At 69.6% G+C, this 25,016-nt stretch carries 22 protein-coding genes; 10 read left to right on the top strand and 12 right to left on the bottom strand.

What is annotated here, in order from left to right; all coding sequences use genetic code 11:
- Positions 1–57: 57 nt before the first annotated feature.
- Positions 58–1,134, bottom strand: coding sequence for an ATP-dependent DNA ligase (locus ABCR94_RS29005; protein WP_347123290.1), 1,077 nt, complete (start codon positions 1,132–1,134; stop codon positions 58–60).
- A 99-nt stretch (positions 1,135–1,233) separates the two neighbouring features.
- Between ABCR94_RS29005 and ligD the strand changes: the two genes are divergently transcribed.
- Positions 1,234–2,247 carry a non-homologous end-joining DNA ligase gene (ligD, locus tag ABCR94_RS29000; protein ID WP_347123288.1) on the top strand — a complete coding sequence of 338 codons (1,014 nt, stop codon included), beginning with the start codon at positions 1,234–1,236 and terminating at the stop codon, positions 2,245–2,247.
- Positions 2,248–2,407: 160 nt separating this feature from the next.
- Here the strand turns inward: ligD and ABCR94_RS28995 are convergent, their stop codons facing one another.
- Together ABCR94_RS28995 and ABCR94_RS28990 are read right to left on the bottom strand one after the other, a co-directional pair.
- A complete protein-coding gene (locus ABCR94_RS28995) occupies positions 2,408–4,564 on the bottom strand; it encodes an OmpL47-type beta-barrel domain-containing protein (RefSeq protein ID WP_347123601.1) in 2,157 nt (718 codons plus the stop codon).
- A gap of 96 nt (positions 4,565–4,660) precedes the next feature.
- Positions 4,661–7,090 carry a ThuA domain-containing protein gene (locus tag ABCR94_RS28990; protein ID WP_521978137.1) on the bottom strand — a complete coding sequence of 810 codons (2,430 nt, stop codon included), beginning with the start codon at positions 7,088–7,090 and terminating at the stop codon, positions 4,661–4,663.
- A gap of 268 nt (positions 7,091–7,358) precedes the next feature.
- Between ABCR94_RS28990 and ABCR94_RS28985 the strand changes: the two genes are divergently transcribed.
- The 3 genes from ABCR94_RS28985 (at position 7,359) to ABCR94_RS28975 (ending at position 9,124) form a co-directional block, all read left to right on the top strand.
- The gene (locus tag ABCR94_RS28985; protein ID WP_347123284.1) at positions 7,359–8,342 is read left to right on the top strand and encodes a multicopper oxidase domain-containing protein; all 984 of its coding nucleotides are present in this window, start codon (positions 7,359–7,361) and stop codon (positions 8,340–8,342) included.
- A gap of 126 nt (positions 8,343–8,468) precedes the next feature.
- A complete protein-coding gene (locus tag ABCR94_RS28980; RefSeq protein ID WP_347123282.1) occupies positions 8,469–8,672 on the top strand; it encodes a DUF5999 family protein in 204 nt (67 codons plus the stop codon).
- A gap of 206 nt (positions 8,673–8,878) precedes the next feature.
- The gene (locus ABCR94_RS28975; protein ID WP_283518062.1) at positions 8,879–9,124 is read left to right on the top strand and encodes a WhiB family transcriptional regulator; all 246 of its coding nucleotides are present in this window, start codon (positions 8,879–8,881) and stop codon (positions 9,122–9,124) included.
- A gap of 221 nt (positions 9,125–9,345) precedes the next feature.
- Here ABCR94_RS28975 and ABCR94_RS28970 read toward each other — a convergent pair whose 3' ends face one another.
- The 6 genes from ABCR94_RS28970 to ABCR94_RS28945 form a co-directional block, all read right to left on the bottom strand.
- Entirely contained in the window at positions 9,346–10,326 is a 981-nt protein-coding gene (locus ABCR94_RS28970; RefSeq protein WP_347123279.1) for an acyl-ACP desaturase, read from the bottom strand.
- 119 nt (positions 10,327–10,445) lie between these two features.
- Positions 10,446–11,222, bottom strand: coding sequence for a dimethylargininase (gene ddaH, locus ABCR94_RS28965; RefSeq protein ID WP_347123277.1), 777 nt, complete (start codon positions 11,220–11,222; stop codon positions 10,446–10,448).
- Positions 11,223–11,420: 198 nt separating this feature from the next.
- Complete coding sequence (locus ABCR94_RS28960) at positions 11,421–13,025, bottom strand: ABC-F family ATP-binding cassette domain-containing protein (protein WP_347123275.1); 1,605 nt, start codon at positions 13,023–13,025, stop codon at positions 11,421–11,423.
- A gap of 324 nt (positions 13,026–13,349) precedes the next feature.
- Positions 13,350–13,766 carry a spore wall synthesis regulator SsgD gene (gene ssgD / locus ABCR94_RS28955; protein ID WP_347123273.1) on the bottom strand — a complete coding sequence of 139 codons (417 nt, stop codon included), beginning with the start codon at positions 13,764–13,766 and terminating at the stop codon, positions 13,350–13,352.
- A gap of 143 nt (positions 13,767–13,909) precedes the next feature.
- Positions 13,910–14,326, bottom strand: a complete 417-nt coding sequence (locus ABCR94_RS28950) for a (4Fe-4S)-binding protein (protein ID WP_347123271.1) — start codon at positions 14,324–14,326, stop codon at positions 13,910–13,912.
- 21 nt (positions 14,327–14,347) lie between these two features.
- Positions 14,348–14,656 (bottom strand): GNAT family N-acetyltransferase, encoded by a 309-nt coding sequence (locus ABCR94_RS28945; protein WP_347123269.1) that lies wholly within the window; start codon positions 14,654–14,656, stop codon positions 14,348–14,350.
- Between the two features lie 107 nt (positions 14,657–14,763).
- On the opposite strand from ABCR94_RS28945, the gene ABCR94_RS28940 reads away from it, so the two are divergent.
- A complete protein-coding gene (locus tag ABCR94_RS28940; RefSeq protein WP_521978056.1) occupies positions 14,764–15,888 on the top strand; it encodes a WD40/YVTN/BNR-like repeat-containing protein in 1,125 nt (374 codons plus the stop codon).
- Positions 15,889–16,096: 208 nt separating this feature from the next.
- On the opposite strand, the gene ABCR94_RS28935 is transcribed toward ABCR94_RS28940, so the two are convergent.
- Complete coding sequence (locus ABCR94_RS28935) at positions 16,097–16,396, bottom strand: YciI family protein (protein WP_347123267.1); 300 nt, start codon at positions 16,394–16,396, stop codon at positions 16,097–16,099.
- Positions 16,397–16,440: 44 nt separating this feature from the next.
- Between ABCR94_RS28935 and ABCR94_RS28930 the strand changes: the two genes are divergently transcribed.
- Positions 16,441–17,118 (top strand): endonuclease V, encoded by a 678-nt coding sequence (locus tag ABCR94_RS28930; protein ID WP_347123265.1) that lies wholly within the window; start codon positions 16,441–16,443, stop codon positions 17,116–17,118.
- A gap of 24 nt (positions 17,119–17,142) precedes the next feature.
- On the opposite strand, the gene ABCR94_RS28925 is transcribed toward ABCR94_RS28930, so the two are convergent.
- Complete coding sequence (locus tag ABCR94_RS28925; RefSeq protein ID WP_347123264.1) at positions 17,143–18,357, bottom strand: saccharopine dehydrogenase family protein; 1,215 nt, start codon at positions 18,355–18,357, stop codon at positions 17,143–17,145.
- A gap of 165 nt (positions 18,358–18,522) precedes the next feature.
- On the opposite strand from ABCR94_RS28925, the gene ABCR94_RS28920 reads away from it, so the two are divergent.
- Genes ABCR94_RS28920 through ABCR94_RS28905 form a run of 4 tightly spaced genes read left to right on the top strand, consistent with a single transcriptional unit; the run spans position 18,523 to position 24,321 of the window.
- A complete protein-coding gene (locus tag ABCR94_RS28920; RefSeq protein WP_347123262.1) occupies positions 18,523–19,707 on the top strand; it encodes a CaiB/BaiF CoA transferase family protein in 1,185 nt (394 codons plus the stop codon).
- On the top strand, positions 19,704–20,846 hold the full coding sequence (locus ABCR94_RS28915) for an acyl-CoA dehydrogenase family protein (protein WP_347123261.1): 1,143 nt from the start codon (positions 19,704–19,706) through the stop codon (positions 20,844–20,846). The genes ABCR94_RS28920 and ABCR94_RS28915 overlap by 4 nt, the downstream gene beginning before the upstream one ends.
- A 44-nt stretch (positions 20,847–20,890) precedes the next feature.
- The gene (locus tag ABCR94_RS28910) at positions 20,891–22,105 is read left to right on the top strand and encodes an acetyl-CoA C-acetyltransferase (RefSeq protein WP_347123260.1); all 1,215 of its coding nucleotides are present in this window, start codon (positions 20,891–20,893) and stop codon (positions 22,103–22,105) included.
- A 32-nt stretch (positions 22,106–22,137) separates the two neighbouring features.
- A complete protein-coding gene (locus tag ABCR94_RS28905; protein WP_347123259.1) occupies positions 22,138–24,321 on the top strand; it encodes a 3-hydroxyacyl-CoA dehydrogenase NAD-binding domain-containing protein in 2,184 nt (727 codons plus the stop codon).
- Between the two features lie 101 nt (positions 24,322–24,422).
- Here the strand turns inward: ABCR94_RS28905 and ABCR94_RS28900 are convergent, their stop codons facing one another.
- Complete coding sequence (locus ABCR94_RS28900) at positions 24,423–24,920, bottom strand: FBP domain-containing protein (protein WP_347123258.1); 498 nt, start codon at positions 24,918–24,920, stop codon at positions 24,423–24,425.
- Positions 24,921–25,016 lie beyond the last annotated feature (96 nt).

Here is a 25,016-nt window from a genome sequence, read left to right as displayed (position 1 = left end):
TGCGGGCCCATTCAGGCGGCCCGCACGACCGCCCGGCGTCCGACCCGAAGGGCACGCTCATGGCGTCCCGAACACGTCCGCCAGGTCGTAGCCGACGGGCTCCTCCAACTGGGCGTACGTACAGCTCTCCGGCGTCCGGTCGTCGCGTCGGCGGCGGAAGCGGGCGGTGTGCCGGAACCGGTCGCCCTCCATGTGGTCGTACGCGACCTCGCACACCGTCTCCGGACGCAGCGCCACCCACGACACGTCCTTCTTGCCGGACCAGCGGCTCGGCGTACCCGGCATCCGGGTCTGCTCGTGGGCCGACGGGTCCGCCCAGGCGGCCCAGGGGTGGCCCTCGGTCTCGGGCGACTCCATGCGCAGCGGCTCCAGCTCGGCCACCAGCTCCGCGCGCCTGCTCATGGAGAACGCCGCGCACACCCCGACGTGCTGAAGCACACCGGCGTCGTCGTAGAGGCCAAGCAGCAGCGAGCCGACGACGGGGCCGCTCTTGTGCAGCCGGTAGCCGGCGATGACGCAGTCCGCCGTCCGCTCGTGCTTGATCTTGTACATCAGACGGGTGTCCTGGCGGTACGGAATGGTCAGCGGCTTGGCGATCACGCCGTCGAGCCCGGCGCCCTCGTAGCGCTCGAACCATTCGCGGGCCACCTCGATGTCGGTGGTCGCCGGCGCCAGATGGACCGGGGCCGGTACACCGTCGAGGGCCTCGGACAGGGCCTCGCGGCGATACCCCAGCGGGGCGTCGAGAAGCGCCTCGTCCCAGAGGGCCAGCAGATCGAACGCGACGAAGCTGGCGGGCGTCCGCTCGGCCAGCATCCTCACCCGGGACTCCGCCGGGTGGATGCGCTCGCTGAGCCGGTCGAAGTCGAGCCTGCCGCCGTGGGCGATCACGATCTCGCCGTCCATCACGCAGCGGACGGGCAGCGCTTCGAGCAGCAAAGCCACCAGCTCGGGAAAGTAGCGGGTCAGCGGCTTGCCCGACCTGCTACCGATCACCAGCTCGTCGCCGTCCCGGTGGACGATCGCCCGGAACCCGTCCCACTTCGCCTCGTACTGCATGTTCGGGCCGGGCGGAATCTTGGCCACGGCCTTGGCCAGCATCGGTTTCACGGGGGGCATCACCGGGAGATCCATGGTCCGATTCTGCGACCATTCCTGCCGATGCGCCCGGTATGCCGTCCCGACCGTCTGCCCGGTATGCGGCAAAAGCCAGACCGGCCTACCGTGGCGGACATGGGTGACGCGGTGGAACTGCAGGCCGGTGGGCGGACCGTAAGACTGTCCAGCCCCGACAAGATCTACTTCCCCGCGCGCGGTTACACCAAGTGGGACGTGGCGCAGTACTACCTGGCCGTGGGGGAGGGAATCACCCGCGCCCTGCGCGACCGCCCGACCACCCTCGAACGCTTCCCCGACGGCATCGGGGGCGAGTCCTTCTACCAGAAGCGCGCCCCCAAGAACCTGCCCGACTGGATCCCCACGGCCAAGATCGCGTTCCCCAGCGGCCGGGAGGCCGACGAGGTGTGCCCCACCGAGCCCGCCGCCGTCCTGTGGGCCGCCAACCTGGGCTGTCTCACCTTCCACCCCTGGCCCGTACGCCGGGAGGACACCGATCATCCCGACGAACTGCGCATCGACCTGGACCCGCAGCCGGGAACGGACTTCGGGGACGCGGTCAGGACCGCCCACGAACTGCACACCCTGCTCGACGAGCAGGGGCTGCGCGGCTGGCCCAAGACCTCCGGCGGCCGAGGGCTGCATGTCTTCGTCCCGATCGAACTCCGCTGGACCTTCACCGAGGTACGCCGCGCCGCCATCGCGGTGGGCCGTGAACTGGAGCGGCGGATGCCGCAGCGGGTCACCACCGCCTGGTGGAAGGAGGAGCGCGGCGAGCGGATCTTCGTCGACTACAACCAGACCGCACGCGACCGCACGATGGCCTCCGCGTACTCCGTCCGGCCGCATCCGCACGCGCCCGTCTCGGCACCTCTGAACTGGGACGAGCTCGACGACGCCGAGCCCCAGGACTTCGACGTGGTCACGATGCCCACCCGCTTCGCCGAACTCGGCGACATCCACGCGGACATGGACGACCACGCCTTCACGCTGGACGGGCTCCTGGAGCTGGCCGACCGCGACGAGCGGGACCACGGGCTCGGCGACATGCCGTACCCGCCGGACTATCCGAAGATGCCGGGCGAGCCCAAACGGGTCGCGCCCAGCCGGGCGAAGCACGACGACGCATGAGCGGGGATGCTCGGCGCCCTCGACCTGCCGACCCGCACCCGCCCACGCGGTCGCGCCCGCGGGCTGAGGACGCCGCACACGCTGAACGCGACGAGGCCCCCGTCCTGCTCTCGCAGGACGGGGGCCTCGCCAACTCAAGTACAGCTCAACTCAAGTACAGCTAGAGCTGTTTGATGCGGATGTCGCGGTACGAGATCGTATCGGTGGTCCCGTGGACCTGGAGCCCGACATAGCCGGAGGCGTACCGCCGGCCGTCCGTCCCCGGGTCGTCGCCGCGCGGCGGGGTGAAGTTCTGCCCGCCGGTGTTCTCGAACTCATTGATCAGGACACCGTCGCGGAAGATCGAATAGTGCTGACCCTCCACCCGGATCTCGTAGTCGTTCCAGGTGCCCTTGGGCGTGACGCCCGCGCCGCCCAGACCCACCCGGTCGAAGCCGTAGATCGAGCCGGTCTTGTACATGTCGCCGTCGGGACGGTCGAGGATCTGCACCTCGTGGCCGTACTTGATGGCGACCCACTCCGGTCGTGACTCCTCCGGGTGGTCGTGGACCTGCGGGAAGCGTACGAAGACACCGCCGTTGGCGTTCCCGGTGGCCGGGGCGTCGTCCCGCCACCGCAGCTTCAGGGAGAAGTCCTCGTACTTGCGCTCCGGGAACCACAGCATGCCCATGCCAGCGACCGTGGTGCTGCTGGTCATCGAGCCGTCGGGGTTCAGACCGAACGAACCGCCGCCCACATGCTGCCACTTGTTGAACGACGACTGGCTGCCGTCGAAGAGGTCCCGGTAGCCCTCGGTCTGGCCGGGCTTGCCGATGCCGGACTGCTTGGCCGCCTTATAGATCTTCTTGTGCTCGCGCGTGTCGATGACACCGTCACTGAGCAGCTTGTCGAGCACCTTGTCGACGTGCTTGAGGAAGAGGGCGTGGGACGTCCACTCCTTCTCGTCCTCGATCAGCTCGTTGATGGTGCAACGGCTGCGCGTGATGCGGTTCGGCACACCGGTGTCGACCGCGCCGACGATGACCGTCAACCGCTCGTCGTGCTCGGCGCAGTTGGGCGCCGGAACGCCACCGCCCTCCGCGACGGTGAGCGCCACCTGCTTCGCCGGTGACGTGTTGCCGGCCTTGTCCGTCGCACGGTGGGCGACGGTGTGCCGTCCCACGCGGTCGACGATCACGGGCACCGTGTACGCGAGGTACGGGCCGCCGTCGAGCGAGTACTCGACCTTGTCCACGCCCGAGCCCGCGTCCGTCGCGGTGAGCGCCACCTTGGCGCTGCTGATGTACGCGCCGTCGGAGTTCTTGGTCCCGGTGACGGTGGCCGAGGTCTCCGGCGGTGTCTTGTCCTCGGTCGGCGGTGCGACGACGGTGAAGTCGACGGCCTTCTCGGCGGCGACGTTGCCCGCCTTGTCGGTGGCCCGGTAGCGGACCTTCTGTACACCGACCTGGTTGACCATGACCGGTGCGGTGTACGGCTGCCAGGCGCCGGCCGCCCCGATCGCGTACTGGATGGTGTTGACACCCGAGCCGGTGTCGGACGCGGTCACCGTGACCGTCGCCGTGCCCAGGTACTCACCCTGCGGATTCTTCTCGCCGCTGACGGTGGCCGAGGTCTCCGGCGGTGTCTTGTCGTCCGTCGGCGGTGCGACGACGGTGAAGTCGACGGCCTTCTCGGCGGCGACGTTGCCCGCCTTGTCGGAGGCCCGATAGCGGATCTTGTGGGTGCCGACCTCGTGGACCATGACGGGTGCGGTGTACGGCTGCCAGGCGCCGGCCGCCCCGACCGCGTACTCGACCTTGTCCACACCTGAACCGGCGTCCGTGGCTGTCACGGCCACCGAGGCATGCCCGATGTACGCGCCGTCGGCGTTCTTCTCGCCCTCGACCTTCGCTGAGGTCTCCGGCGCCGCGGTGTCCTCGCCGCCGCCCTCGGTGACGGTGAGGATGCCCTCCATCGAGCCGTGGCCCGGGATGGTGCAGTAGAAGCGGTACCTGCCGGGCTTGAGCGTGACCGTCGCGGAGTGCTTGCCCGCCTGGTCGTCGCTCGGATTGGCGAGCAGGTTGAGCTGTACGTCGTTGTTGTACTCGGGGTCGGACACGTCGAACGTCAACGTGTGCGGCATCCCGGTGGTGTTGCCGGTCGTCTTGCTGTTCTCGAAGACGATCGTCGTCTCCCCGGCGACCGCCGTCGTCGGGAAGCTCAGATAGCGGTCGATGGGGTCGCCCGCGGTCCAGTTGAGCGTCTGCGCCGCGGCTTGCGGGGCCGCCGCCTCGTCGTCACGCCCGTACGCCGATGTCGACGTCAGCCCGAGGACCATCAGCAGGGCGGCGGCGAGCGCCGTCCACAGCCGGGGGGCCGGGCGGGCCCATGGGGACGATCCTGGTGATGATCGTGGGGTTCTTCGCCTCACTGGCTACTCCGCCTTCCTGGCAAGGTCCTTGGCGGCCGGGGTCGGTCCGCCGCCCTTGTATGTCACGTGCCACAGCGCCGACTTGGAGTCCGAGGTGAAGAAGCCCCGCCCGTAGTCCAGGACATAGAGCGAGCCGTCCGGCGCGAACTTCCAGTCCATGAGGTTGCGGATACCGTCCGCACCCACCGGGATGATCTTCTTCAGGGACTCGGCGTGGGTGGGCAGCCCGCCCTTGCCGACGGTCTTGGGATCGGTGAGCACCGCGTGCCGCGGCTGGTCGGCGTCGTAGAAGTCACCGACGAACCACTTGCCGTCCCAGTACGAGGGCCACTTCTGCGCCCCCGCGGCGGCCGCGCCGAAGCGGTAGACCGGGCCGTTCATCGTGGCCTGGCCGCCGCCCTTGAGCCACGGCAGGAGCAGCTTCTGCTCCGCCATCTTGTAGCTGGGGATGCCGTTGGCGTCGCGCGGGTAGTCGGGGCCACCGCCCTGGGGTGAGTACCAGATGGTGTTGGGTGTGACGGGCGGCAGGTTCACCAGGCCGTCGTTGTTGGGCGACTCGTTCTTGGGCGCGGCGCAGTTGTACCAGCCGAGCGGCTTGCTCGGGTCCGGCAGATTGCGGTCGCGGTAGGGCTGGTTGTTGCCCATGCAGTACGGCCAGCCGTGGTTGCCCGGCTTGGTGATGGCCGCGAACGTGTCGTACTTGGCCGGTCCCCATGTCGTCGAAGGCGCCCCGGCGTCCGGGCCGACCCATCCGGCGTACAGGATGTCGGTCTTGGCGTCGATGGAGATCCGGGCCGGGTTGCGCACACCCATCACATAGATCTCGCCGCGTGTCTTGCCGCCGCCCTCGTCCGGCTCCTGGCCGGTGAAGAGGTTCCCCGCGGGCAGCGTGTACGTACCGTCGTCCTCGGGGTGGATGCGCAGGATCTTGCCGTTGAGGTTGTTGGTGTTGCCCGCGGTGCGGCGCGCGTCCGCGAAGGACACGCCCTTGAAGTTCGGCTCCGGGTTGTTGCCGGAGTAACCGTCGCTGAATTGCGAGGAGTTGTTGTCACCGGTGGCGATGTAGAGATTCTGCTTGGAGTCCCAGGCCAGTCCGCCGCCCGAGTGGCAGCAGCTGTGGATCTGGACCGGCCAGTCGAGCAGGACCTTCTCGGAGGCGAGGTCGAGCTTGTTGGTCGCCGGGTCGAGCGTGAACCTGGACACCCGGCGCTCGGCCATGTGCGTGTCGCGGTTGATCTCCGAGTGGGGTGTGTAGTGCAGATACACCCAACCGTTGGAGAGGTAGTCGGGGTCCAGCTCCATCCCGAGCAGACCCTCCTCGTTCTTGGTCAGCTCGCCGCCGCCGCCCTTGTTGCCGAAGACGGTCAGCGCACCCGCGAGGGTCACCTTCTTGGTCTTCGGGTCGTAGACGTGGACCTGGCCCTGACCCTTGCCGGTGTCCGGGTTGTTCCAGTCGGTGACGACGGGAGCGCTGTTGTCGCCGCCGCCGCGTCCGATGTAGAAGATCCGGCCGTCCTTGGCGGTCACCAGGCCGTGCGGCTCACCGATCTGGTCGGACTGGCCCGGCTGGTTGGGTGAAGTGACCCGCTCCGCCTTGTAGTTGGCGTTGATGGAGGCTGAGCAGTCGGCCTGCGCCAGGCGGGTCGTCCACTGGAGGGCGCCGCGCAGGTGGTCGCGGAAGTCCGTCTCCTGGAAGGAGTCGACCGTGCCGCCCATGCCCGTGTAGAAGGACCGGCCGCCGTCGTAGTCACGGCACCAGGAGACCGGGTGGTCGGCGCCGTTGGCGCTTGTTCCCGGCTGGTACGTCCCCTCCCGTACTCGGGCCACGGTGTGCACGTCACCGGACGGATTCTTCGTCCAGTTCAGCCACTTGTCGGGCCGCTTCCACTCCAGTGGCAGGCTTTTGGTGGCCGGGTGCTGCCGGTCGCCGATCTCCACGGTCGCACGCTGCGCGGTCGTGGGACCGCCCGCGGCCGGCCGTGCGCCGATCAGACCGGTGAACCAGTCCGAGTACGGCTCGGTGCGCGCCGCGTCGTGGAGCCCGAGGAACCCGCCCCCGGCCTCCATGTAGGTCTCCAGGCCGGCTTCCTGCTCCGGGTCGAGCACATCGCCGCCGCCGGTCAGGAAGACCACGGCATTGAACTTGCCGAGCTTCGCCTGGGTGAAGACGGACGCGTCGTCGGTGGCGTCGACGCGGAAGCGCTGCGCGGCGGGCCCCGACTGGCCGATTTTCTCGATCGCCTCGATGCCAGCGTTGACGATGGGGGACTCCTCGCCGGCCGAGGCGTGGAAGACGAGTACCCGGACATTGGCGCCACCGGGCGGTGACGGCAGGGACAACGTTGTCTTGGGAGGCTCGGGATAGGGCCTGGCGGCGGCTGTGGTGCCGCCGAGCCCCCCGAGCAGGGACGCGGTTACGGCGGAGGCCAACAGGCCCGCCGCCAGAGCGCGTCGAGGCCTTGGCCGTCTGGGCCGCGAATGTGGTGTGCGGAGCATGCGTTCACCCACCCCTCTCAGGTCACAGCAACAGCCGCTGAAACTAGACCCCTTTTCGCGGTCCGCCAATAGATATGACCGGGATCCCGTCAACTTTGTCCTGGGTGTGGATAAACGAAGATCGGCCCGTTACCGTGTGGCGTCCCAGTGGCCACCGTGGTCACTGCGCAAGCCACAGTCTCCGTTCCACAGTGGGGAGTCCGGCATGGACCGACGCAGTTTCAACCGACGCATGCTGGTCGGTGGTGGCGTGGCCGCCGCGACCGGAGTGACATCGTTGTCCGTCGCCGGAATCGCCGAATCGGCCCCGGCCGCGGAGAACCCGCCGCCCACCGCGCCCGCCGGTGGGCAGGTGAAACACCTGAAGATGTACGCCGAGAAGCTCCCCAACGGCCAGATGGGCTACGGCTTCGAAAAGGGCAAGGCGTCGATCCCGGGCCCGATGATCGAGCTGATCGAGGGCGACACCGTACACATCGAGTTCGAGAACACGATGGACGTACCCGCCAGCCTCCATGTCCACGGCGTGGACTACGACGTCGCCAACGACGGCACCAAGCTCAACAAGAGCCATGTGGAGCCGGGCGGTACCCGCACGTACACCTGGCGCACCCATGTCGCAGGCAAGCGCAAGGACGGCACTTGGCGGCCGGGCAGCGCGGGCTACTGGCACTACCACGACCATGTGGTGGGCACGGACCACGGAACGGGCGGCATCCGCAAGGGGCTCTACGGGCCGGTGATCGTGCGCCGCAAGGGCGACATCCTGCCGGACAAGACCTTCACGATCGTCTTCAACGACATGTCGATCAACAACAAGCCCGGACACCAGAGCCCCAACTTCCAGGCCACGGTGGGCGACCGGGTCGAGATCGTGATGATCACGCACGGCGAGTTCTACCACACGTTCCATATCCACGGTCACCGCTGGGCGGACAACCGGACGGGTCTCCTGGAGGGCCCCACCGACCCCAGCCGGGTCATCGACAACAAAATCACCGGACCTGCCGACTCCTTCGGTTTCCAGATGATCGCCGGTGAACACGTGGGCGCCGGCGCCTGGATGTACCACTGCCACGTCCAGAGCCACTCGGACATGGGGATGGCCGGACTGTTCCTCGTGGCCAAGCCGGACGGCACGATCCCCGGCTACGAGCCGCACCACCCGGCGGAGCACGGACACTCCTAGGGGTATCAGTTCCGGGCCTCTCGGGGGTGAACATCCCCGGAACCGCGATGGGTTCTCCCCGCGTATTGAGTCAATACAGGGCAAGGAACGTACTCCCTTGCGAGGCCATCGAATTGGAGGTGCGCCATGTGTCAGCACCAGCCCCCGTGCCCGTCCGCCGACCGCATCGACCGGGGCGCCGCGCGCACCGTCGAGTTCCACCCCGAGCAGGGGTGGAGCCGGCTGTGCAACGGTGCGATCGTTTTCGACGACCTGGGGCAACTCCTGCCCGACGGCCGTGTCTTCCCGCCCGGAGGCCCCGCGCCCCGGCAACTGCTCACGGCGGTCTGAGGAGATGGGTGCGATGAAGGTGACCCGTATCCGTATCGCCAGGACGACAGCCCGTCCGAGGGAGGTGCGCGAGCTCGATCTGCGTACGCCCTCGGGCCGCGTGCTTCCGTACTGACCCGCCACCGCCATCGTTACTGCCACCGGCGAAGGCGATCGTTGATCGGACGTTCAACGGATGTTGATCGCGCCGGGGCAGCGTGTCCGGCATGCCGATCAACATCACTACCGAACACGAACTCTCCTGGCAGGAGACAGCGTTGTGCGCCCAGACCGGGCCCGACTTCTTCTTCCCCGCCCCCGGCAGCTCCACCCGTGAGGCCAAACAGCTCTGCGGGGCGTGCCCGGGGCGGGTGGCCTGCCTGGACTACGCGATGAGGAACGACGAACGGTTCGGCGTCTGGGGTGGTCTCTCCGAGAAGGAGAGACTGCGCCTCAGGCGCGGCCGAGGCTGAGCACCGCCCCTCGCTCCTCCAACTGCCCACGCCCCCTGGCCCCGTCGCGTCACGCCGAGCATTCCGGGTCCGCACCGGCCCGCGTTCGTGGACATGTCCCGGAGACCGCCCGAGGGGATCTCGTCAGGCGCACGCGAACGCCGGACAGGCTGAACATTCCAGCCTGTCCGGCGTTCGATGGACCACGTGCGGGGGACCAGGGGTCCGGGGCGAGCCCCGGATCAGGACGCGGCGGCCGCCCGTGCGGCCATCCGCTCCTTGCGCGCGGCCAGCTTCGCGTCGAGCTTGCTCGCCTCCGCGTCCAGCCCGCCCATGTACAGGCCGAGCTCCTCCTGCGCCTTGAGACCGTCGGGGCCGAGCCCGCCGATGTCCATGACCTTCAGGTAGCGAAGGACCGGCTGCAGTACGTCGTCGTGGTGGATCCGCATGTTGTAGATCTCGCCGATCGCCATCTGGGCGGCGGCGCGCTCGAAGCCGGGCATGCCGTGACCGGGCATCCGGAAGTCGACGACGACATCACGCACGGACTGCATCGTCAGGTCGGGGGCGAGCTCGAAGGCCGCGCCCAGCAGGTTGCGGTAGAAGATCATGTGCAGGTTCTCGTCGGTCGCGATCCGCGCCAGCATGCGGTCGCAGACCGGGTCGCCCGACTGGTGTCCGGTGTTGCGGTGCGAGACGCGCGTCGCGAGCTCCTGGAAGGCCACGTACGCCACCGAGTGCAGCATCGAGTGGCGGTTGTCGGACTCGAAGCCCTCCGCCATGTGCACCATCCGGAACTGCTCCAGCCTGTCCGGGTCGACGGCCCGCGAGGTGAGCAGGTAGTCGCGCATCACAATGCCGTGCCGGCCTTCCTCGGCGGTCCAGCGGTGCACCCAGGTGCCCCAGGCGCCGTTGCGGCCGAAGAGGGAGGCGATCTCGTGGTGATAGCTCGGGAGGTTGTCCTCGGTCAGCAGGTTCACGACGAGCGCGATCTTGCCGATCTCGGTGACCTTGGACTGCTCGGGCTCCCAGGCCTTGCCGTCCTCGAAGAGTCCGGGGAAGTTGCGGCCGTCGGTGAACGGGACGTACTCGTGCGGCATCCAGTCCTTGGCGACCTTGAGATGGCGGTTGAGTTCCTTCTCCACCACCTCCTCCAGTGCGAACAGCAGTCGGGCGTCGTTCCACGCGTCCGAACTGCCGAGTTGGGGAGAGGCGATCGTCACGGGTGCTCCTGGGGACGGGGGCGGGGGATACCTACGGCTTCGTAGGTTACGTGACCGTAGGTTAAGCGCGTCGTAAGAGCTGAGCCAAGTCCAGGATTGTAATGTCCCGTTACGTTAAGTTATGCGTACAGGTCACGGAGGCGTACCGAGAGGCATGTCACGCAGCCTTCCAGCTTCTCGAACTCGCTGATTTCCACCAGAACGGGCTCGTGCCCCAGATCGGCGAGCAACTCGGCCGTCCTCGGCGCGCTCGCCGCCATCAGCAGCTTCCCGCCGCCCAGCAGCACCACGTGCGCCCCCGACTCCTCCGGCACGGGCAGAAAGCGCGGAAACAGTGAGGGGGTGTCCACCAGCGGCTCGTAACCGATGACCGTGCCGTCCGGCAGCGCGGTCACGGCGGACTTCAGGTGCAGCGCCTTGCTCATCGGCACGGCCACCACGCGCGCGCCGAGCGGCTCGAAGGCGGCCCGCAGCTGCAGCACGCCCGCCGCGTTCGTCCGGCCGCCACGCCCGACGTAGACGGTGTCGCCGATCTTGAGGACGTCGCCGCCCTCCAGGGTGCCCGGCTCCCACACCCAGTTCACCGAGCACCCGAGCCGGGCCACCGCCTCCTCCACGCCCGCCGTCTCCGGCCTGCGTGTCTCCGCCCCAGGCCGGGCGATCAGGGCCACATTGCGGTACATCACCACCGCGTCCTCGACGAACACACCGTCCGGGCAGTCGTCGGCCGGATCCACCTCCACGGTCTCCCAGCCGTGGGCGCGCAGCGTCGCGACGTACGCCCCCCATTGCTCGACGGCCAGTTCCTGATCGACGTGACTGCGCCCGATGTGGGTGACGAGCCCTTCGGCCAGGCGCGGGCTCGGGCGGCGGACGAGTGCTTTGCTGCTGGGCACGGCGGACTCTCCATCTCGGATCGGCGACGGGGTAACGGCTGTCGCCCATCATGGACCGTCGTACCCGGGCCTGGCCCGGGCCGGGCCGGGCCGGGAGCAGACGGCCGGCGCGAGGTGCGGGGAGCCGACTGTTGTTCTGGTGACCCGGCTGTTCTGGTCACCCCGCTGTGCTGGCGACCCCGTACCCGCACGGCTCCGTCACTCCCGTTCCGCTGCCGCCCCCATCTCCAGCCGGCGGGTGATGCCGATCGACTCCAGGAACGGCTCGTCGTGGCTCGCCACGATCAGCGCCCCCTCGTACGACTCCAGGGCCTGGGTGAGCCGCCGTACGCTCGCCATGTCCAGGTTGTTCGTCGGCTCGTCGAGCATCAGCAGCTGCGGCGCGGGCTCCGCGAGCAGCAGCGCGGCCAGCGTCGCGCGAAAGCGCTCGCCGCCCGACAGCGTCCCGGCCGGCTGATCGGCCCGCGCCCCCTTGAAGAGGAAGCGGGCGAGCCGCGCCCTGATGGCGTTGTTGGTCGCCGAGGGGGCGAACCGCGCCACATTCTCGGCGACGGTCAGCCGGTCGTCCAGCACATCGAGCCGCTGGGGCAGGAACCGCAGCGGTACGTGCGCCACCGCCTCGCCCGACACCGGCTCCCACTGCCCTGCGATCGTCCGCAGCAGGGTCGTCTTGCCCGACCCGTTGCGCCCGACCAGCGCGATCCGCTCCGGACCGCGCACCTCGAACTCGCCGCCGACCGCGGCTCCGTGGCGCAGTCCGACATCGCGCAGCGTCAGCACCCGGCGGCCCGGATGCACCGTGGTGTACGGCAGCTCGACGCGGATCTCGTCGTCGTCGCGTACCGCGTCCGCCGCGTCGCTCAGCCGGTTCCTGGCCTCGGCCAGCTTCTCGGTGTGCATGATGCGGTGCTTGCCCGCGGACTCCTGCGCGGCTCGCTTGCGGGCACCCATGACGATCTTGGGCTCGCGTTTGTTCTCGAACATCTTCTGCCCGTACCGCTTGCGGCGGGCCAGCTTCACCTGGGCATCGGCCAGTTCCTTCTTCTGTCGGTGTACGTCGGCCTCGGCGACCCGCACCATGCGCTCGGCCGCCTCCTGCTCGACGGCCAGTGCCTCTTCGTACGCCGAGAAGTTCCCGCCGTACCAGTGGACTTCGCCGTCGCGCAGATCGGCGATCTGATCGACCCGCTCCAGGAGTTCACGGTCGTGGCTGACCACGACCATCACGCCCTGCCAGGCCTCGACCGCCGCGTACAGGTGCTGCCGTGCGTGCAGATCGAGATTGTTGGTCGGCTCGTCGAGCAGGAGCACGTCGGGGCGGCTCAGCAGCAGCGCGGCGAATCGCAGCAGCACCGACTCGCCGCCCGACAGCTCCCCGATGGTCCGGTCCAGGCCGATCCCGGTCAGCCCGAGCTGGTCGAGGGTGGCGCGGGCGCGCTCCTCGACGTCCCAGTCGTCGCCGACCGCGGAGAAGTTGGCCTCCGTCGCCTCGCCCGCCTCGATCGCGTGCAGTGCGGCGCGTGCCTCCCGGACGCCCAGCGCCTCGTCGACGCGCAGCGCGGTGTCGAGGACCAGATTCTGCGGCAGGTACCCGATCTCGCCGGACACCTGGATCTTTCCTCCGGTGGGGACGAGTTCACCCGCGGCGAGCCGCAACAGGGTGGATTTTCCCGAGCCGTTGAGCCCGATGAGCCCGGTCCTGCCGGGGCCGACCGTCAGCTGGAAGTCGTCGAACACGGGCGTACCGTCCGGCTGGCCGAAGGAGAGCGCGGTGGCGGTGACAAAGGTGGGGAAGGTAGACACAGGGGCCTCCCGGTTGCTGAGAAAAGATCAGGGGCAACGGGTGGAGACACCGCGAAACAGGTACGACGACACGACAGCGAAAAGGCCCCGGGCGGGGGAGTGGGGACAGCTCAGGCGTCGAGGTCGCACACGGCGCGCACGGACTTGTCGGTCCGTACAGCACGGTGACTCAGAACCTCAGACGCGCAACGTCCCACTCCGATCGACGACAACAGGGCCACCGCCAAAGTACAACGCGGCGGTGAGGGTGCCAAACGATTTAACGCGCGACAGGCTGCGGTACGGCCGGGCGGACGTGCGTACCTCCGGACGTTGTGCCGGACTTCAGGCGGCGTCGCGCAGCAGCTCGGCGAGATCGTGGTCCACGTCGAGATGCAGGTGCTCGCCGCCCACCGGGACGATCTCGTGGGTGCGCTTGAGGAAATGGCGCAGGTCTGAGGTGCGGATGTGGACCATCGCGGTGCCCTCGGCCGCGTGGAACTCCAGCACGGTCCTGCCGTACCCGTAGGGCCGCACCTGTACGTCGCCCACTCCGGCTCGTGCGTCCACGCCTTCTTCCAGCAGCTCGCGGGCGAACGCCCAGGACACCTCGATGCCCTCCAGTGTCGCCGGCGGCGGGAAGCACATGCGCACGGCGAAGGGATCCTCGCGGTCGTACCGCAGGGTCGCGGGAACGGTCTCCATCCGGGGAGTGGACGAGACCAGGCGGGCCTGCACCGCTTGTTCGATCATGATCGCCAATGCCTGCTCCCTCTCATGCGTCCTGTCACAGAGACAGACGACGGAATGCATGATTCCGTGCATGCTCGGGGTGCGTGACCTACGTCACTATTCAGACGGCCAGAGCGCAATTCAGGCCACTTACGTCACTCGCGCCGCTTACGTCACTTCCCGCCGCACGGGCCCGCATGATCGCAGTACGGCTGATTCCCGCTCGCCCCGCATCCGCACAGCATCACCCGCGTCTCGTGCCGGGCACCCTGCGCCGTGTCCACCACCAGCTCGCCGCGGAGCAGCAGTTGGCCCGCCGGATTGCGGCTGACGACGGCCGGATGCTCGCCCGCCTCGGCGGGACCCTCGGGGAACCGGTACTGCAGGGCGCCGGTGGGGCAGCGGCGGACCACTTCGGCGACCAGGTCGGCCGGCCCGCCGTCGGGCTGGATCCACGGGCGTTTCTCCAGGTCGAAGACGTGCGGCAGGCCCCTGATGCACTCCGCCGTGTGCAGGCACCGACCGGGCTCGAAGGTGACGTCGACGAGCCTGCCCGTGTACTGCTTGACCTTCGCGGGCTCCGCGCTCATGGCGGCGCTCCTTCCTGCCGCTCAGTCCGAGACCTGGCTGCGGCTCTGGTAGGCGAGATCGGCGTACTCCGGATCGCGGGCGAGGTATCCGCCGTAGAAGGGGCACACGGCCAGCACCCTCAACCCTGCCGCGCGTGCCGCGTCCAGGGACTCGCGGGCGAGGGCGGAGCCGACGCCACGGCCTTCGTGGGCGGCGCCGACCTCGGTGTGGACGAAGGCGATCAGCTCGGGCGTACGGATGTACTGCGCGATCCCCGCGACGGTGTCCGAGCCGTCCAGCCGGGCCTCGTAGCGGTCCGCCTGCGGGGCGTCGGTGACCGTGACTGTCATGAACAGCTCCTTGCGCGCGTCCGAGGTCCACCGCACCCCACCTTAGGAACGTGCGGTGCGAGGCGCACGCTGGACGGCATGGGAGCGGTGGGCTAGCTTCCAGCGCTATGAGGCCCATGGGGAGTTTGCGACGCGTGATGTCGGCGGGACTGTGCGGGATGGCGGTGACCGCGGCGCTGGTCACGCCGGCCGAGGCACGGACGGACGGATCCGCTGATGCCGCTGGTACCGCCGGTTCCGCCGGTTCCGCGACCGGAGCGAAGCTCGGCTGGCAGCTGACGGACACCGGCACGGACGCACGGTTCAGGGGCCTGGCGGCGGTCAGCAGGAAGACCGCGTGGGTGGCCGGATCGAAGGGCACCGTACTGCGTACGGGAGACGGGGGTCGCAGCTGGCGAAACGTCTCTCCGCCGGGCGCGGGCGAGCTGGAGTTCCGCGACGTCGAGGCGTTCGACGGGCGGCGCGCGGTGGTGCTGGCCATCGGGGAGGGCGAGGCGTCGCGGGTCTTCCGTACGGACGACGGCGGTGCGACCTGGAGCGAGAGCTTCCGCAACACCGACCCGAAGGCGTTCTACGACTGCATCTCCTTCTTCGACAGCCGCCACGGCCTGGCGATGAGTGACCCGGTGGACGGCAAGTACCGCATCCTGTCCACCGGTGACGGCGGCAGGTCGTGGAAGGTGCTGCCGAGCGCGGGCATGCCTGCCGCGCAGCCCGGCGAGGCGGGGTTCGCGGCGAGTGGGCAGTGCCTGGTCAGCTCGGGGTCGCGGGACGTATGGCTGGCCACGGGGGGCGCGGCCACCGCGCGCGTCCTGCATTCCAAGGACCGCGGCCTGACCTGGACCGCCACCGAGTCGACGATTCCCGCCGGCGACCCGGCCAGGGGCGTATTCGGGCTCGCCTTCCGCGACCGCCACCACGGCATCGCGGTCGGCGGCGACTACCGCGCGGGCCAGGCCTCCCCGAAGGCCGCAGCGATCACCGGCGACGCGGGCCGCAGCTGGCACCAGGCCAAGACACCGCCGCCCGCGTACCGCTCGGGGGTGGCCTGGCTTCCCCGTAGCAGGAACGCGGCGCTCGCGGTGGGCCCGGAGGGCACGGATCTGACGACGGACGGGGGGCGCAGCTGGCGGACGATCGACGGCGGGTCCTACGACACGGTCGACTGCACGCAGGACTTCGGCTGCTGGGCGTCGGGGGAGAAGGGCCGCGTAGCCCGCTTCGGGGGGTAGTTCCGCCAGGCTCAGGGGCTCCGCCCCGGACCCCGGTCCTCAATCGCCGGGCAACTTCAGCCCGTCCGGCGTTTGAGGACATGCCCGCAGGGCGTCCCGGGGGTCTGGGGGCTTACCCCCAGTTTCGGGAAGGGGCGGGGTAGGGGACTAGCGCCGCAGGCACCCCGCACCCGCACCCACGCACCCCGCCCCCCACCCAAGGCCCCGCCTACGAGGGCAACTGCTCCCGATACCCGGCCAGTTCCTCCGCCGTCTTCGTCGCCACGAACTCCGTGATCCGGTACACACAGACGCCCGCCACGGTGAAGGGATCCTCCGCCGCGATCCGCTCGACCCGCGACCGGTCGACCCCGACGGCCAGGATCACGCCGCCGTCCCGCGGCACCTTCCGCCCCGAGGCGATGAAGACGCCCGCCGTGTACTGCGCGTCCAGCCATGCGACGTGCGCGTCCAGCAGCTCGTTGACGCGCTCAAGAGGCTCGGTGTAGGTCAATTCAAGTACGAACATGATCGGCAGGTTACCGTTCAGCCCGCTCTAGGGTGGTCGTCACCATGACGACCATAGAAGCCCCCGCCGACGAGGCCGAAGCCCGAGCAATTCAGGACGCACTGCGCACCCGAGTGGTGCTCGACCAGCCGGGGCCCCCGCCCGGCACCGGCCGGGTGACAGGTGTGGATGTCGCGTACGACGACGAGCGTGACGTCGTCGTCGCAGCGGCCGTCGTCCTCGACGCCGCCACGCTCACCGTGCTCGACGAGGCCACCGCCGTCGGCCGGGTCGCCTTCCCGTACGTACCGGGGCTGCTGGCCTTCCGGGAACTGCCGACGGTGCTCGCCGCGCTCGAATCCCTGTCGGCGGACCCCGGCCTGGTGGTCTGCGACGGCTACGGGCTGGCCCACCCGCGCCGCTTCGGCCTGGCCAGCCACCTCGGCGTGGTCACCGGACTCCCGACGATCGGCGTCGCCAAGAACCCCTTCATCTTCCGGTACGAGCAACCGGGCACCCGGCGCGGCGACGCATCACCACTGCTCGACGACAACGAGGAAGTGGGCCGCGCGCTGCGCATCCAGGACGGTGTGAAGCCGGTCTTCGTCTCCGTCGGGCACCGGGTGAGCCTGGACAACGCCTGCGCCCACACCCTGCGCCTGGCCCCCGACTACCGCATCCCGGAGTCCACGCGCAGAGCCGACACCCTGTGCAGGCAGGCCCTGCGCGAGGCAACGGCCTGACCCGGCGGCCCACACCAACCGCCCCTACACCTGACGCACGTCCGCGACCCGGAAGCGGATCCCCGCCCCCTGCAACCGCTCAAGCAGCGCGTCCCCCATCGCCTCCACCGTCGTCACCTGCCCGGACGTCTTGGGCAGGTCGTCGAAGGCGAGGCACAGCACCGACTCCGCGAGCATCTTCGCGGTCTCGTCGTACCCGGGGTCGCCGCCGGACACCTCGGTGAAGACCCGGCGCCCGCCGCCCTCGCCCACGAAGCGCACCGAGAACCAACTCCGGTCCCTGCGCTCGGCGTCGGGCCCCGCGCCCGCCCCGTACCGGCCCATCAGCCAGGCACGCGCGGCCGGTATCTGCGCGATCGCGAACAGGGCGCCCATCGCGGCCACACTCGCGCCCGCTACCGGCAGCCACTTCACCGACGCGTAGTGCCGGTAGCGGAAGTCGGGTCCGTACCGATCGAGCGCGGCCGCCGAGCGGGCCACCACTTGCGGGTCCAGGGTGCTCAGCGGCAGCGCCCAGGTGCCGGTCTCGCGGCTGCGCCGCGGGGTGCCGAACGGCGCCCGCGCCCGCCGGCCCACCAACTGCGGTTCGTGCTGCCGCCGTTCCTTCGCGGCCCGCAGGATCTGCGGGCCGCGACTGAACGCGGTGAGCGCCGAGGCGAAGGTCCCGCCGGAGAACATCGCGCCCGCGCGTACGAACCCGTCGATCCGCAGCGGTACGCCCTCGGGCAGCTGCCGCACCGTGTAGTACACGCCGAGGTCGTGCGGGATCGAGTCGAAGCCGCAGGCGTGCACGATCCGCGCTCCGGTCTCCCGGGCCCGTGCGTCGTACCCGACGTACATCCGGTCGGCGAACTCGGACTCGCCCGACAGGTCCGCGTAGTCCGTCCCCGCCTCGGCGCACGCGGCGACCACGCCCTCGCCGTACCACACGTAGGGGCCGACCGTCGTCGCCAATACCCGGGTGCTCACGGCGAGTTCGCGCAGCGATCCCGGGTCGGACACATCGGCGCGCAGCAGGGGAAGCGTCGCGCAGGCCGGGTCGATCGCGGTGAGCCGCTCGCGCAGCTTCTCCAGCTTCGCTGTGCTGCGCCCCGCCAGCGCCCACCGGCAGTCCCGGGGGGCGTGCCGCGCGAGGTACTCCGCCGTCAGCTCTCCGACGAAGCTTGTCGCCCCGAAGAGCACGATGTCGTATGCGCGACCGTTCGCGCGCCCTGATCCGCCTGGCACTGTCTCGCCCATGCACGCCTCCGCAGTCGGTACCGAGTCACTGTGGGTCGCCGAGGTTAGCGTGATCCGTGAGGAAAAAGAACTAAGCGCTTGCTCGCCCGAAGGGCTTGTGCAGAGTGGAACACGTTCTTAGCATCATTGCTGTTACATCGGTTGTGTCACAGTGCTGGGGGCTTGATGGCAGCGTCAGTGAACGGCCCGCTCGCCGGGGTGCGCGTGGTGGAGCTGGCGGGAATCGGCCCCGGCCCGTTCGCCGCCATGCTCCTCGCCGACCTGGGCGCGGATGTGGTCAGGGTGGACCGGCCGGGCGGCGGAGCCCTGGCCGTCGACCCGGCGTACGACCTCACCAACCGCAACAAGCGCTCGGTCCTCGTCGACCTCAAGTCCGAGGACGGCCCGGCCCGGGTCCTCGACCTGGTCGAGCGCGCGGACATCCTCATCGAGGGCTACCGGCCCGGAGTCGCCGAGCGGCTCGGCGTCGGACCCGATGTGTGCCTGGCCCGCAATCCGAAGCTCGTGTACGGGCGGATGACCGGCTGGGGGCAGGACGGCCCGCTCGCGCAGAGCGCCGGGCACGACATCGCGTACATCGCGGTCACCGGGACCCTCGGCATGTTCGGCAGGCCCGAGGAGCCGCCGACGGTCCCGGCGAACATTGTCGGCGACTACGCGGGCGGCTCGCTCTACCTGGTCGTCGGCGTACTCGCCGCGCTGCGGCACGCCGCTGCGCCCGGCGGCGCGGGACAGGTGGTCGACGCGGCGATCGTGGACGGCGCAGCGCACCTCGCCACGATGATCCACGGAATGGTGGCCGCGGGCGGCTGGCAGGACCGGCGCGGGGCGAACCTGCTCGACGGCGGCTGCCCCTTCTACGGCAACTACGAGACGTCGGACGGCCAGTACATGGCGGTCGGGGCGCTGGAGCAGCAGTTCTACACCGAGTTCGTCCGGCTCCTCGGCATCGAGGACCAGGCCCCGGCGCGCAAGGACATCGCCCGCTGGGACGAGCTGCGCGGCGCGATCGCCGCCCGCTTCAAGGAGCGGACCCGCGAGGAGTGGACAGCGGTCTTCGAGGGCTCGGACGCCTGTGTGGCCCCCGTCCTGTCACTGCGCGAAGCCCCCTCGCACCCGCACCTCGTGGCCCGCTCCACCTTCGTCGAGCACGGCGGGCTCACCCAGCCCGCGCCCGCGCCGCGCTTCTCGGCCACCCCGGGCTCGGTGCGCCTGCCACCCGCGCAGCCGGGCGCGGACACCGCGGAAGTGGCCCGCGACTGGGACGTACCGAGCATCGGCAATTCAGAAAAGCCAGCGTCGGCGCCACAGACACCGACGGACAGGGCCGGCTCCAGGAGGCAGAGTTGAAGCGTCAGATCTTCACCGCGGAGCACGAGGCCTTCAGGGAGACCGTGCGTACCTTCCTGACGAAGGAAGTGACACCGCACCACGAGCAGTGGGAGCAGGACGGCATCGTCAGCCGCGACGCGTGGCTGGCGGCCGGCCGGCAGGGGCTGTTGGGGATCGCCGTGCCCGAGGAGTACGGGGGCGGCGGCAACGCCGACTTCCGCTACAGCGCCGTACTCGCCGAGGAGTTCGTCCGGGCGGGGGCCTCCGGGCTCGCGGTCGGGCTGCACAACGACATCATCGGGCCCTATCTCACCGGGCTCGGCACCGAGGAGCAGAAGCGGCGCTGGCTGCCGGGCTTCTGCAGCGGCGAGACCATCACCGCCATCGCGATGACGGAACCGGGCGCGGGCTCCGACCTTCAGGGCATCCGCACCACCGCACAGGACCGCGGCGACCACTGGCTGCTCAATGGATCCAAGACCTTCATCTCCAACGGCATCCTCGCCGACCTGGTGATCGTCGTGGCCAGGACCACCCCCGATGGCGGGGCCAAGGGCCTGTCCCTCCTTGTCGTCGAGCGCGGCGCGGAGGGCTTCGAGCGCGGTCGCAACCTCGACAAGATCGGCCAGAAGGCCCAGGACACCGCCGAGCTGTTCTTCAACGACGTACGCGTGCCCAAGGAGAACCTGCTCGGCGAGCTCGACGGCGCCTTCATCCACCTCATGACCAACCTCGCGCAGGAGCGGATGGGCATCGCGGTCGCCGGGATCGCCGCCGCCGAGTACCTGCTTGAGATCACCACGCGGTACGTCAAGGAGCGCGAGGCGTTCGGCCGGCCCCTGTCCAAGCTTCAGCACATCCGCTTCGAGATCGCGGAAATGGCCACCGAGTGCGCTGTTACGCGCAGTTTCCTCGACCGCTGCATCGCCGATCACTCGAACGGGGAACTCGACGCGGTACACGCGTCGATGGCCAAGTGGTGGGCCACCGAGCTGCAGAAGCGGGTCGCGGACCGCTGCCTCCAACTGCACGGCGGCTACGGCTATATGACCGAGTACCGCGTCGCCAAGGCATTCACGGACGGCCGCATCCAGACGATCTACGGCGGCACCACCGAGATCATGAAGGAGATCATCGGCCGTTCCCTGCTGGCCTGACCGCCACAACCTCTCATGTACGTCACCCTCGAAAGGCAGTTGTCTTGAGTACCGAAGCGTTCGTGTACGACGCGATCCGCACCCCGCGCGGTCGCGGGAAGGCCAATGGCGCCCTGCACGGCACCAAGCCGATCGACCTCGTCGTCGGTCTGATCCACGAGATCCGCCGCAGGTTCCCCGACCTGGACCCCGCCGCCATCGACGACATCGTGCTCGGCGTCGTGGGGCCGGTCGGCGACCAGGGCTCCGACATCGCGCGGATCGCGGCCATCGCGGCAGGGCTGCCCGACACCGTCGCGGGCGTCCAGGAGAACCGCTTCTGTGCCTCCGGCCTGGAAGCGGTCAACATGGCGGCCATGAAGGTCCGTTCGGGCTGGGAGGACCTGGTCCTCGCGGGCGGCGTGGAGTCCATGTCGCGAGTGCCGATGGCCTCGGACGGCGGCGCCTGGTTCGCCGACCCGATGACCAACTACGAGACCGGCTTCGTCCCGCAGGGCATCGGCGCCGACCTCATCGCCACCATCGAGGGCTTCACCCGCCACGACGTCGACTCCTACGCGGCGCTCTCCCAGGAGCGGGCCGCCGAGGCATGGAAGGACGGCCGCTTCAAGCGCTCCGTCGTCCCCGTCCTGGACCGCAACGGACTCACCGTCCTCGACCACGACGAGCACCTGCGCCCCGGTACGACGGCCGAGTCCCTCGGCGCGCTCAAGCCGTCCTTCGCGATGATCGGCGAGCACGGCGGGTTCGACGCCGTCGCGCTCCAGAAGTACCACTGGGTCGAGAAGATCGACCACGTCCACCACGCGGGCAACTCCTCGGGCATCGTGGACGGCGCGGCCCTGGTCGCCGTCGGCTCGGGCGCGGTCGGCGAGCGATACGGCCTCACACCCCGGGCCCGTATCGTCTCCGCGGCGGTGTCCGGCTCCGAGCCGACCATCATGCTGACGGGCCCCGCGCCCGCCACCCGCAAGGCACTCGCCAAGGCGGGCCTGACGATCGGCGACATCGACCTCGTCGAGATCAACGAGGCCTTCGCGGGCGTCGTCCTGCGCTTCGCCAGGGACATGGACCTCCCGCTGGACAAGATCAACGTCAATGGCGGCGCCATCGCCATGGGGCACCCGCTGGGCGCCACCGGCGCGATGATCCTGGGCACGCTCATCGACGAACTGGAGCGCCGCGACCAGCGCTACGGCCTCGCCACCCTGTGCGTCGGCGGCGGCATGGGCATCGCCACCATCATCGAGCGTCTCTGATCCCGTCCCTTCCCTCACGGAGTAGCCACCACATGAGCGAGTCCACCACCATCCGCTGGGAACAGGACGAGACCGGTGTTGTCACCCTCGTCCTCGACGATCCCAACCAGTCCGCCAACACCATGAACCAGGCCTTCAAGGCCTCCATCGCGGCGATCGCCGACCGCGCGGAGGCCGAGAAGGACTCCATTCGCGGCATCATCTTCACCTCCGCCAAAAAGACCTTCTTCGCGGGCGGCGACCTCAAGGACATGATCAAGGTCGGTCCCGAGCACGCGCAGCAGGCCTTCGACACCGGCACGGCCATCAAGAAGTCCCTGCGCCGTATCGAGACCCTCGGCAGGCCGGTCGTCGCCGCGATCAACGGCGCGGCGCTCGGCGGCGGTTACGAGATCGCGCTGGCCTGCCACCACCGCGTCGCGCTCGACGCCCCGGGATCCAAGATCGGCCTGCCCGAGGTCACCCTCGGTCTGCTCCCGGCGGGCGGCGGAGTCACCCGCACCGTACGGCTGATGGGTATCGCGGACGCCTTGCTGAAGGTCCTCCTGCAGGGCACCCAGTACAACCCGCGGCGCGCCCTGGAGAACGGTCTCGTCCACGAGGTGGCCGCGACCCCCGAGGAGATGCTCGCCAAGGCGCACGCGTTCATCGACGCCAACCCCGAGTCCCAGCAGCCCTGGGACGTCAAGGGGTACAAGATCCCCGGCGGCACCCCCGCCAGCCCGCGCTTCGCCGCGAACCTGCCCGCCTTCCCGGCCAACCTCAGGAAGCAGACCGCGGGCGCCCCCTACCCCGCCCCGCGCAACATCCTGGCGGCGGCCGTCGAGGGCTCCCAGGTCGACTTCGAGACCGCGCTGACCATCGAGGCGCGGTACTTCACCGAGCTGGTCACCGGGCAGATCTCCAAGAACATGATCCAGGCGTTCTTCTTCGACCTGCAGGCCGTCAACGCGGGCGTCAGCCGCCCGCAGGGCATCGAGCCGCGCCCGGTCCGCAAGGTCGCGGTGCTCGGCGCCGGAATGATGGGCGCGGGCATCGCGTACACCTGCGCCCGCGCCGGCATCGACGTCGTACTCAAGGACGTGACGGCCGAAGCCGCGGCCAAGGGCAAGGCGTACTCCGAGAAGCTCCTCGACAAGGCGCTGTCGCGCGGCCGTACGACCGAGGCCAAGCGCGACGAGCTCCTCGCCCGCATCACGCCCACCGCCGACCCCGCCGACCTCGCGGGCTGCGACGCGGTGATCGAGGCGGTCTTCGAGGACACCGCGCTCAAGCACAAGGTGTTCCAGGAGATCCAGCACATCATCGAGCCCGACGCACTGCTCTGCTCCAACACCTCGACGCTGCCCATCACCGGCCTCGCCGAAGGGGTGTCGCGCCCGGTCGACTTCATCGGGCTGCACTTCTTCTCGCCCGTCGACAAGATGCCGCTCGTCGAGATCATCAAGGGCGAGCGCAGCGGCGACGAGGCACTGGCCCGCGCCTTCGACCTGGTGCGCCAGATCAAGAAGACGCCGATCGTGGTGAACGACTCGCGCGGCTTCTTCACCTCGCGCGTGATCGGCCAGTTCATCAACGAGGGTGTGGCGATGGTCGGCGAGGGCATCGAGCCCGCCTCGATCGAGCAGGCCGCGGCCCAGGCCGGCTACCCGGCGAAGGTCCTGTCACTGATGGACGAGCTGACCCTCACCCTGCCGCGCAAGATCCGCAACGAGACGAAGCGGGCGGTCGAGGAGGCGGGCGGCAGCTGGCCGGGGCACCCGTCGGACGTGGTCATCGACCGCATGGTCGACGAGTTCGGGCGCCCCGGACGCAGCGGCGGCGCGGGATTCTACGAGTACGGCGAGGACGGGAAGCGCACGCGGCTGTGGCCGGGCCTGCGGGAGCACTTCACCAAGCCGGGCGTCGAGATCCCCTTCGCCGACATGTTGGAGCGGATGCTGTTCTCCGAGGCGCTGGACACCGTCCGCTGCTTCGAGGAGGGCGTGCTGACCTCGGTCGCCGACGCCAACATCGGCTCCATCATGGGCATCGGCTTCCCCGCCTGGACGGGCGGCGCGATCCAGTACATCAACGGCTACGAGGGCGGCCTGCCCGGCTTCGTAGCACGCGCGCGTGAGCTCACCGAGAAGTACGGCGAGCGCTTCACCCCGCCCGCGCTGCTGCTGGAGAAGGCCGAGCGGGGCGAGAAGTTCAGCGACCCCGACCGGACCTGACCGGCCCGGAGGGCGTACGACGCGGCGGGCGGGGCACTGCCCGCCGCGTCGGGATGGGCCAATGCCCGGTCAGCTGTCTGCCCGGTCAAGTGTCTGCCCGGTCAGGCGACGACCTGGTCCACGAAGCCGTGCACATTGCCGAGCGTGCGGGCGATCTGCTCCTCCGGGGTCAGCGACTCCTCAAGCCGCTTCGCCAGCGCGTTCTTCTTCCTGCCGCGGACATAGAGCGAGCAGGCCAGGTCGGCGCAGACGTAGATGCCGAGCGTGTCGCCGTTGCGCCCTGCCGGGCCCGCCTTACGGGCGCTGAGCAGATCCACGCCGGACCCCGAGTGCGAGGTCACGCAGAAGGAACACAGGCTGGTCCTGAGCAGCGACCGCCGGCTGCCCGGCGCCGCGCGCAGGGTGAGGCCGACGAGTCCGCCCGCCCGCCCGATCACCAGATAGCCGCGGTCGGCCGCACCCGGATCGCGCCAGCCGAGGAAGTCGAGGTGCTCCCAGGGCACGTCGGCGAGATCCCGGGGCAGGTTGATCCGGCGTGCCTCGCCCTTGGAGCAGTTGACGAAGGACGTACGGATTTCTTGTTCGGTGAGCTGTTCCACGGTGCCGGAAACTAGCACGCCGACCAAGTACGTGTCGTACGAATATATGCGGGCGGGGGCGGGGACAGGGGCGGGTGGCGTCCGTGTACCGGCGCC

Source organism: Streptomyces changchenzhani (genome assembly GCF_039766235.1).
Taxonomy (GTDB): Bacteria; Actinomycetota; Actinomycetes; order Streptomycetales; family Streptomycetaceae; genus Streptomyces.
Note: the sequence above shows the minus strand (reverse complement) of the source record. Positions and strands in the feature narration are given on the sequence as shown.

What these genes read in the sequence shown, in the direction of transcription:
- ABCR94_RS29005 (WP_347123290.1), bottom strand. Translation starts at nt 1,134, where the DNA reads ATGGATCTCCCGGTGATGCCCCCCGTGAAACCGATGCTGGCCAAGGCC.
- ligD (WP_347123288.1), top strand. Translation starts at nt 1,234, where the DNA reads ATGGGTGACGCGGTGGAACTGCAGGCCGGTGGGCGGACCGTAAGACTG.
- ABCR94_RS28995 (WP_347123601.1), bottom strand. Translation starts at nt 4,564, where the DNA reads ATGGTCCTCGGGCTGACGTCGACATCGGCGTACGGGCGTGACGACGAG.
- ABCR94_RS28985 (WP_347123284.1), top strand. Translation starts at nt 7,359, where the DNA reads ATGGACCGACGCAGTTTCAACCGACGCATGCTGGTCGGTGGTGGCGTG.
- ABCR94_RS28980 (WP_347123282.1), top strand. Translation starts at nt 8,469, where the DNA reads ATGTGTCAGCACCAGCCCCCGTGCCCGTCCGCCGACCGCATCGACCGG.
- ABCR94_RS28975 (WP_283518062.1), top strand. Translation starts at nt 8,879, where the DNA reads ATGCCGATCAACATCACTACCGAACACGAACTCTCCTGGCAGGAGACA.
- ABCR94_RS28950 (WP_347123271.1), bottom strand. Translation starts at nt 14,326, where the DNA reads ATGAGCGCGGAGCCCGCGAAGGTCAAGCAGTACACGGGCAGGCTCGTC.
- ABCR94_RS28945 (WP_347123269.1), bottom strand. Translation starts at nt 14,656, where the DNA reads ATGACAGTCACGGTCACCGACGCCCCGCAGGCGGACCGCTACGAGGCC.
- ABCR94_RS28940 (WP_521978056.1), top strand. Translation starts at nt 14,764, where the DNA reads ATGAGGCCCATGGGGAGTTTGCGACGCGTGATGTCGGCGGGACTGTGC.
- ABCR94_RS28935 (WP_347123267.1), bottom strand. Translation starts at nt 16,396, where the DNA reads ATGTTCGTACTTGAATTGACCTACACCGAGCCTCTTGAGCGCGTCAAC.
- ABCR94_RS28930 (WP_347123265.1), top strand. Translation starts at nt 16,441, where the DNA reads ATGACGACCATAGAAGCCCCCGCCGACGAGGCCGAAGCCCGAGCAATT.
- ABCR94_RS28925 (WP_347123264.1), bottom strand. Translation starts at nt 18,357, where the DNA reads ATGGGCGAGACAGTGCCAGGCGGATCAGGGCGCGCGAACGGTCGCGCA.
- ABCR94_RS28920 (WP_347123262.1), top strand. Translation starts at nt 18,523, where the DNA reads ATGGCAGCGTCAGTGAACGGCCCGCTCGCCGGGGTGCGCGTGGTGGAG.
- ABCR94_RS28905 (WP_347123259.1), top strand. Translation starts at nt 22,138, where the DNA reads ATGAGCGAGTCCACCACCATCCGCTGGGAACAGGACGAGACCGGTGTT.